General features: G+C 69.3%; 8 protein-coding genes. 4 read left to right on the forward strand and 4 right to left on the reverse strand.

Going from position 1 to position 7,768, the window contains the following annotated elements:
• Window positions 1-12: 12 nt before the first annotated feature.
• Window positions 13-849 (reverse strand): phosphotransferase, encoded by an 837-nt coding sequence (locus ACWC21_RS34295; RefSeq protein ID WP_450887666.1) that lies wholly within the window; start codon window positions 847-849, stop codon window positions 13-15.
• 21 nt (window positions 850-870) lie between these two features.
• Here ACWC21_RS34295 and ACWC21_RS34300 point away from each other — a divergent pair, with 21 nt between their 5' ends.
• On the forward strand, window positions 871-1,197 hold the full coding sequence (locus tag ACWC21_RS34300; protein WP_450887650.1) for a GH36 C-terminal domain-containing protein: 327 nt from the start codon (window positions 871-873) through the stop codon (window positions 1,195-1,197).
• 132 nt (window positions 1,198-1,329) lie between these two features.
• On the opposite strand, the gene ACWC21_RS34305 is transcribed toward ACWC21_RS34300, so the two are convergent.
• Complete coding sequence (locus tag ACWC21_RS34305) at window positions 1,330-1,995, reverse strand: hypothetical protein (RefSeq protein ID WP_450887651.1); 666 nt, start codon at window positions 1,993-1,995, stop codon at window positions 1,330-1,332.
• Between the two features lie 501 nt (window positions 1,996-2,496).
• On the opposite strand from ACWC21_RS34305, the gene ACWC21_RS34310 reads away from it, so the two are divergent.
• Window positions 2,497-2,913, forward strand: a complete 417-nt coding sequence (locus tag ACWC21_RS34310) for a nuclear transport factor 2 family protein (RefSeq protein ID WP_450887653.1) — start codon at window positions 2,497-2,499, stop codon at window positions 2,911-2,913.
• Window positions 2,914-3,071: 158 nt separating this feature from the next.
• On the opposite strand, the gene ACWC21_RS34315 is transcribed toward ACWC21_RS34310, so the two are convergent.
• Both ACWC21_RS34315 and ACWC21_RS34320 read right to left on the reverse strand, forming a co-directional pair.
• The gene (locus ACWC21_RS34315) at window positions 3,072-4,058 is read right to left on the reverse strand and encodes an NAD-dependent epimerase/dehydratase family protein (RefSeq protein WP_450887654.1); all 987 of its coding nucleotides are present in this window, start codon (window positions 4,056-4,058) and stop codon (window positions 3,072-3,074) included.
• Window positions 4,059-4,184: 126 nt separating this feature from the next.
• On the reverse strand, window positions 4,185-5,417 hold the full coding sequence (locus tag ACWC21_RS34320; RefSeq protein ID WP_450887655.1) for an MFS transporter: 1,233 nt from the start codon (window positions 5,415-5,417) through the stop codon (window positions 4,185-4,187).
• 139 nt (window positions 5,418-5,556) lie between these two features.
• Between ACWC21_RS34320 and ACWC21_RS34325 the strand changes: the two genes are divergently transcribed.
• Entirely contained in the window at window positions 5,557-6,108 is a 552-nt protein-coding gene (locus ACWC21_RS34325; protein WP_450887657.1) for a CGNR zinc finger domain-containing protein, read from the forward strand.
• Between the two features lie 247 nt (window positions 6,109-6,355).
• Window positions 6,356-7,621, forward strand: a complete 1,266-nt coding sequence (locus ACWC21_RS34330; RefSeq protein ID WP_450887659.1) for an IS701 family transposase — start codon at window positions 6,356-6,358, stop codon at window positions 7,619-7,621.
• The last annotated feature ends 147 nt before the right edge of the window (window positions 7,622-7,768 follow it).

Raw genomic sequence — 7,768 nt, forward strand, 5'->3', positions numbered from 1 at the left:
GCATCTGGAAAGTCAGTTACCGGGTGTCCGCCAAGGAGGGCCCTCGCGCAGCAAGCGCAGGAATTCCTGCCCGCATCGCCTCCCATTCGGAAACTGGTCGCCAAGCTCCCAACGCCACGCGGCGACCATCGCGACAACGAGCTGCCGGCACTCGTCCAGCAGCCCTCGGTCAACGTTCGGGTAGTGCTCGCATACCGCTTCGGGAACATGGGCGAGGTCGAACTCGACGGGTCCGCGGCAGCACGTCTCAAGGTCGATGAACAAGGGGCCGTGCTTCGTGCTGAGGACATTGCCTGGATGCGGCTCTCCGTGGAGCAACTGCTCCACGGCGCCGCGGTCGTCGATCGCTCGGCGCAGGCTTGCTAGCCTGCCGCCGAGGAACACGCGGTCCGCGTCGGCGAGCTCCGGCGAGCGACCCGGGTCGGCGACGACTTCTTCCGCCTCCGTGATCCGGTCCGTGAACCTCGGGCTCGGCACATCGACCTTCCGCATTCCGGCGTGCAGCCGCTCCAGCGCGTTGGCGTAGTCGACTGGTGAGGTGTGAGGCGTCACGGGTTCGTAGTAGGTCCACAGCGTCACGGCGAAGCCGTCGCGCGTGTACACACGCGGGTCTGCCCGTGGCTCCAAGGGACGCACTGGGCATCCGACCTCGTCGAGCCGCTGAGCCAGCTCGACCTCGAAGTGTGCAACCTCTTGTCCCACAGGGGCGACCCGGGCAAGGACGTCGCATGGCGTCAGCCGCAGTGCCAGCTTGTTCGAGTCATGGAGAACGATTGCATCGTTGGCGGGCAGGTCCAGCGATGCGGCGACCCACCTCGCAGCCGCGATCGCACGCGTCACGTCGTTCATCTCCACCCTCGAAATCTTGGCATGGATGAGCCAAGGCGGCGCCGATCAGCGTGGCCAGGTGCCGGTATCGTGGCACGCCACACGAACGGCTCTGTGTCTCGCGGTCGAACGACGGACCTCCGTGTCCGCGTGGCCGATCGTGCGCCGCGGCGATGTGATCCACCGCCTCGCCGTCGACCAGTGTCCGGGGCAGCGTCCTCCCTCGACCCCTCGGCACGGTACCGGGTTGCCGCCATGGGAGTTCTGCACCATGGCGCCGTCCTGCTCACACACGGCCTGGTCCTGGAGCTCGACGCTGACGACTACGCGTCGACTCTCGTCCATCTGGTGCGCGACCCCACCCCATGAGCGCGTCGGCCGGCCGTCCGCGATGCGGCCCCGGCGCGGGCAGCCCGGCGTCACGGTAATCGTCACCGTTGAAGTCACCGGGCGCCGCACCGTGCACGGCCACCGCCGGCGTGGCCGACAGCGGTCGCAGCACTAGAAACGCTGCACGCGGAGCATGAACTGGCAGCCGCCGCTGCGGCCATCGGTGTCGATGCTGATCGTCACCGGGTTGCCGTCGTACGCCGTTTGGTACTGGTCCTTGGGCAGGGGCGGGTGGTCTGCCGACCCACATTGGCCTGCGTCGCCGTCAGCGTAGAACTGCACGTCGAGGCCGACGTCATCACGGCCTGACACGTTGAAAGTGAGGTTGCAGAAGCCCGGGCGGTTGTCGGTGTCGATCCTGACGGTCTGGCCGAACGTGCGGAACCGCTTGATCGGCACCGGGTAGGTGCCTTGGTAGTTGCCGCACTGGCCCGAGGCCTCGTCACTGCTGGGCTGGAAGGTGTAGCTGATGGATGCGCCGGCGAGGGTGCGGTCCGGGTCGTAGATGCCGAAGGCCAACTGGCAGCCTCCGGAGCGGTTGTCGGTGTCGATGCGGATGGCGGGAGTCCAGTCCGGTGAGGCGGCCCACTGCTGGCCTGTCGCCCCGGTGCACTGACCGCCGTCGCCGTCGGGATTGAACTGGACACCGACCTCGGGAGCGGCGGATTGCGGGGCTGCTTGGGTGGCGTGTGCGGCGGTGCCGGACAGGCCGGCTGTGGCCAGGGCGGTGGCGGCCAGGGTACAGGCCAAGCGTCTGGTCCGTTGCAGTCTGGTCATACGGTGTCCCCTCCTGGGTGATCCTGGGCCACGGCAGGCCCGGGCGTGTCGCGGTGGAGGTGCTGAAGCGCTGCCCCGGGCGGCCCACGCCGTCCGCTGCACGGCAGTGGTGCGGGTGTCCTGTGGCGCGTCGTGTCCGGACTTTCAGGGCGGGAGGTGCAGCATATGCCCCGGCGGATTCAGACTGAGTATGCGGGGGCGTGGCAGTGTGTGCCTGCACGGTAACGCGCCAAATTGCGGCGGTCAGGAACCGGCCCGGGTCCTGACGGAGGCTCCGGTGTGGGCCAAGCTGCACCTCGTCGACCGCAACGGCCTGCCCCTGTCGATCGTGGCACAGGTGGACAAGTCGGTGGCAGGCTGACGGTCGATACGAGACGATCAGCACGTGCACGGCCCTGCCCACTTCGGATGCGCGCGAACTCACTGAGCGGTGTGGCGCCGTGCTGACGTCGGATCGATGCTCGGCCTGGTGCTCTCCACGCCGGGTCGGAGAGGAGACGTGTGTCGCTCGCTCTTGAGGATCGCTTGGCCATTACCGAACTGGTCTCGCTGCATGGTCATCTTGTTGACGACGGAAGCCTTGACCGGTTGGAGGAGTTGTTCACCGCCGATGTGGTCTACGATCTCACCGACTTCGACCAGGAGCCGCTGTACGGGGTGGCGGCCGTCCGAGAAGCGGCATGGGCGCTGGGAGCGGCCAACCCTGTCGCGCATCACGTCACCAACGTCGTCGTCACGGCGTCGGCGGACGGCAGGGTGCAGGTCCGTTCCAAGGGTCTGGGCATCAAGGCGGACGGCTCTTGTGGTGCCGTCTCCTACGACGACACCCTCGTGCGCACCGCTGACGGCTGGCGGATCAGCCATCGCAGGGTGTCCCCGCGCCGGACTCCCTTGGGCGGGATGACAAAGCCCGGCTGAACAGGCACATCCCGCCTGGTCCTGGCACGGTGCGGAGCACCTGGGCATCGCCTGCCGGTGACCGTACCGGTTCCCGGGCAGCCCCACCACGAGATCGGGAAGTCAGTGCAGAAGACGCCTGTACAGACGCTCGGATGTGCGAGACCGGACCGGAGCCGTCAGCCGAGCGCGTCGAGCAACTCGCGCTCGCGCTGTGCGCTGAGGCCTGCGCGCCTTTCCCGGTCCAGCCCCTGCTCGCGTTCCCAGCGCAACGTGTCGGCCAGCATCTCCGCCCGGGGCCGGTGACTCAGCCCGGCGGCGCCCGCCAAGGACCCGTCCCGGGCCGACCACCCTTCCCAGCCCGGCTCAACCAGCCACATCGGCAGCGATTCGGGCCCCATGTACTGGGCCACGCCGTTGGCGAGCAGCCACGCCGAGTCGGCGGTGACCACCGGACCGGTGTGCCCGCCGGCGGCACGGGACAGCTCGATCCACTCTTCGAACGGAACGACCGGGCCGACCGCGTTGTATGTGCCGGTGGTACCCGTCTCCGCGGAGTCGAGCAGCCAGGAGGTGAGGTCCCGCACGTCGACCGCCTGGGTGGGCATGGCCGGTGTGTCGGGGACCAACATCGGCCCTCGCGGATCGCGTGCGGCGCGGGCGACCCAGTAGCCGGAGCGGCCGCTGTGATCGCCCGGGCCGCCGATGAGCCCGGCTCGTGCGATGAGGAGGCGGTCGCCCACAGCCGCCGTCGACGCCTGCTCGCAGGCGACCTTCGCCTCGCCGTACAACTCGCGGTCGACCTCGCTCAGGCCGGTCGGGGCGAGCAGGGCCGCGGACTCGTCAGCCCCCAGCGTGGCATGGGAGGCGTAGGCGTTGCCGGACGAGACATAGACCCAGTGCCCGGCCTTGCTCCCCAGCACGTCGAGTGCTCCCCGAACGAAGCCCGGCTGCCATGACACCTCGACGACCGCATCCCATACCCGGTCGACCAGGGGCACGTACGCCGAGGGATCGCGCCGGTCGGCGGCGACCAGTGTCGCTCCGTCGGCGACTTCTCCGCTCTCCCCACGCGCGAGGCAGGTCACCCGATGGCCGCGTTCGATCGCCTGCCGCGACAGTTCCCGACCCACCCATGCAGTCCCGCCCAGAACCAAGATCTCCATGCCGACACACAACCACTGGGACGGCCGTCCGGCCAGGCGGATTCGCTGACAGCAGATGATCAGCCGTCAGATGGTTCTCCGAACGGGCATCGTGGCGCAGCTGACTGTCAGTCGGAAGGAGAAGGTTCAGTGCCCCATGCTCGTCTCCGACAGCGGGCAGTCCGCTTTGCCCTGTCGTCCCTTCAACAAGAGTGCGCCCAGGCCGGCAGCGGCAATCTGGCAGCCGGCCGCTGCGAAGACGAGGCTTCCCGACCCGGCGGACTGCCAACTGCCCGCCAGCGCGGCTCCGCCTGCGGCGAAGGTGCTCTTGATACTTGCTCCCAAGGTGAAGACCTGGGTCCGGGTGGTTGGGGACGCGTAGCGATCGCGTCCGGTGAGTAGCGCGGCGAAGAGAGGGCCCGTGCAGCACCCGGCCAGTGCGAAGCCACTGGCCGCCGCGGCGACGTTGTTCACACACGGCACGGGGGCCAGCGCCGCCCCGGTCGCGAACAGCATGATGAGGACGGTTCGTTCGGGGCGGCGGCTGCCCCATGGTCGCCAGGCGTACGCCAGGGAGCCGGTCAGTGAACCCAGGGCCATGGCCGTCATCAGACCGCCTGCGGCCCAGGGCGTCTGGTAGCGAGCGGCGAGCAGCACACAGACCACGGGCAGGGCACCGATCCCGAGCTGACCCACTCCGCTGGCCCATGTGAGCGAGCGCAGCGACGGGTGGCGGACCAGCAGAACGGCTGCGGCACCCAGGTCGGCGGGGCGCAGCGCGCGGGTCCCTCCGACTCGGTGGCTCAGCGGCAATGCGAAGACAAGCAGCCCGCCGGCGGCTGCACCGGCGCCCAGTACCAAGAGTGCGACGGCGGGGCCGGTTGACGCCGCGAGGGCGGAGGCAAGGGCCGGCCCGGCAATACCGGCCAGGTTGTAGGAGACGGCGTCCAGGCTGAAGGCACGGCTCAGCGCTGCGGGCGGCAGCAGGTCGCTCAGCAGACTGGTCAGGCCTCCCGTCAACAGAGGAGTGCAGCAGCCTGCTGCACCCGCTACGGCCAGGACGGCGGGAGCGGAGACCCGCCCGACCAGCATCGCGACGGCGCCCAGCCCCGTCCCGTAGAAGACCAGGCAGCTGGCGTGAAACAGCCGACGCTGACGGACTCGGTCGGCGACGGCACCGGCCAGCGGGGCGGCGACGACGCTGGGCACCAGCAGAGCCGCGACGAGGGCACCTCCGAAGCCGGCACTTCGAGTACGGTCCACGGCAAGCACCACCAGGGCGACCCGAGCCCCTTCGGACGCGAGGCGGACCAGCAGAGCCACCTGCAGATAGCGCATGAGGACCCACTTCTGCACGCCTACACGCTTTTCCGACTTCACGGACGTCCGTGTAAGCACTGCATGCCTCCAGACCGGGACTCTGCTGCCAGGGCGCCCCACGCGACCCATCCTGCCTTCGTCATACCCTGAAGGTATGACGGTATGTATGCTCTGCGTTCCCGCCGTTCATACTCGAAGGGTGAGCTTCGCCTTCATCAGTGATCATTTGGCCCTCGATTTCGCCGCCACCATGGCTTGGCGCACCACGCGCCGCGAGGAACTGCTGGTCGAGCCGCAGGATTTCGCCCGGTGGACTGTCGAAGCCGGCGTGGTGGACACGCTGGAGACGGTGAGCCAGGCGGAACTGGCCAAGGCACGTGCCCTGCGTGAGGCGATCTACCGGCTGGCACTGGCGACCGCCGAGGGCAGGCCGTCCGACTCCGAGGACGTCGCCCGAGTTCAGCAGGCCACCGCGCACCCCCCAGTCCGCCTCACGCTCCACGACGTGGGTCGGGTGGAACGCCTCGGTGGGGTCCAGGAGGTGCTGGCCACTCTCGGGGCGAGCGCGAGCGACCTGCTCGGCGGATCCGACCGCCTGCTCATCCGGCACTGCGCCGGTGAGCCGTGCACCCGTCTCTTCATCGACCGCTCCCGGGCAGGTACCCGACGCTGGTGCTCCAAGCGAAACTGCGGCAGCAGGATCAACGCCGCCGCCTACCGCCGCCGCACTCGCGAGGACGCGCACACCTGACCCGAGCTCGCCCTTTCGGCCAAGGTCCGCTCCGGTTGGCGTTCCAGCGGCTGCAGCAGCGGCCGACCCGGGGCGGGGCGACTTCCGCTACGGCGGTACGGGTGGTCGGTGCACGTCGGGCCCCGCCACGCACCACGGACTCCCCACCCGACCCGTCACACGATCGGCCGAACAGTCCCTAGTAGGGCCTGGTCAGGTTCACTCGCCGGTGGCGTGTCCGTTTGATCGCTTGTTCCGTTGACCTGATGTGCTGAGTGAGGAGTTAGCCGCAGTCCGGTGTGATCTGGAGGACTTCGCGGCGGAGATGTTCGAGCCGTTCGCGCGGGCGGATCAACGCCGGTGGGGAACGGTCTATCTACGGGGCCTACTGCTGGACGGGCGGCGCAAGTCGGTGGAACCGATGGCCGCCCGCCTGGGCGAGGACGGCAACCGGCAGGCGTTGGCGAACTTCATCACCACCAGCCCGTGGGACGCGGCGCATGTGCGGGCCCGCCTGGCCTGGCGGATACAGCAGGTGATCAGACCGACCGCGCTGATCGTCGATGACACCGGCTTCCTCAAGGACGGGGACGCCTCGGCGTGCGTGGCCCGGCAGTACACCGGGACCGCGGGCAAGGTCACCAACTGCCAGGCCGGGGTGTCCTTGCACCTGGCCTGCGACGATGCGTCGGCCGCCGTCGACTGGCGGCTGTTCCTGCCCGAGAGCTGGGATCCTGCCTCGCCCAAGGCCGATCCGGCCAAGGTGGCCCGCCGCACGGCGTGCGGCATCCCCGCCGACATCGGCCATGTGGAGAAGTGGCAGCTGGCCCTGGACATGATCGACGAGACCAGGTCATGGGGCATCGACATCCCGCTCGTCGTCGCCGACGGCGGCTACGGTGATACGGCAGCCTTCCGCCTCGGCCTGGAAGAACGCGGCCTCACCTACGCCGTCGGCATCTCCACCACGACCACCGCCCACCCGCAAACGGCACGGCCGCACACCCCGCCCTACGGCGGCCGCGGCCCGAGGCCCCAGCCGGTTTACCCCGAGCCGGCCCAGACGGTGAAGAAGCTGGTCATCGCGGCCGGCAAGCAGGCTGCCCGGCCGGTGCAGTGGCGGGAAGGCTCCCGTCCCGGCAGCGGCCGCAGCGGCCTGAAGCGCATGTACTCCCGCTTCGTGGCCCTGCGCGTGCGGCCCGCCGGACGCGAAATCCGCAAGAACACCGACGGCCCGGAACTGCCCGTGCGCTGGCTGCTGGCCGAATGGCCCGCCGACCAGCCCGAACCCGTCCAGTTCTGGCTGTCCAACCTGCCCGCCGACACGGCGCTGGCCACACTCGTGCGCACCGCGAAACTGCGCTGGCGCATCGAGCACGACTACCGCGAGATGAAACAGGCCCTGGGCCTGGCCCACTTCGAAGGCCGCACCTGGCGAGGCTGGCACCACCACGTCACCCTCGTCTCCGTCGCCCACGCCTTCTGCACCCTCCAGCGCATCACCCGGTCCCCAAAAGAGACGGCGCCGGCCTGAGCCTCTACCAAGTCGCCCGCGAACTTCAGCTACTCCTCGCGATCTGGACCGGGGGACTGCTGCATGATCGGGTGACAGCGGGGTTTATGCAGCCAGGGCTGCGGGTGGGGTCATGATGGTCTCGTACTCGACGGGGGTCAATCGGCC

Source organism: Streptomyces sp. NPDC001348 (assembly GCF_053597535.1).

What these genes read in the sequence shown, in the direction of transcription:
- ACWC21_RS34295 (WP_450887666.1), bottom strand. Translation starts at nt 849, where the DNA reads ATGAACGACGTGACGCGTGCGATCGCGGCTGCGAGGTGGGTCGCCGCA.
- ACWC21_RS34300 (WP_450887650.1), top strand. Translation starts at nt 871, where the DNA reads ATGGATGAGCCAAGGCGGCGCCGATCAGCGTGGCCAGGTGCCGGTATC.
- ACWC21_RS34305 (WP_450887651.1), bottom strand. Translation starts at nt 1,995, where the DNA reads ATGACCAGACTGCAACGGACCAGACGCTTGGCCTGTACCCTGGCCGCC.
- ACWC21_RS34315 (WP_450887654.1), bottom strand. Translation starts at nt 4,058, where the DNA reads ATGGAGATCTTGGTTCTGGGCGGGACTGCATGGGTGGGTCGGGAACTG.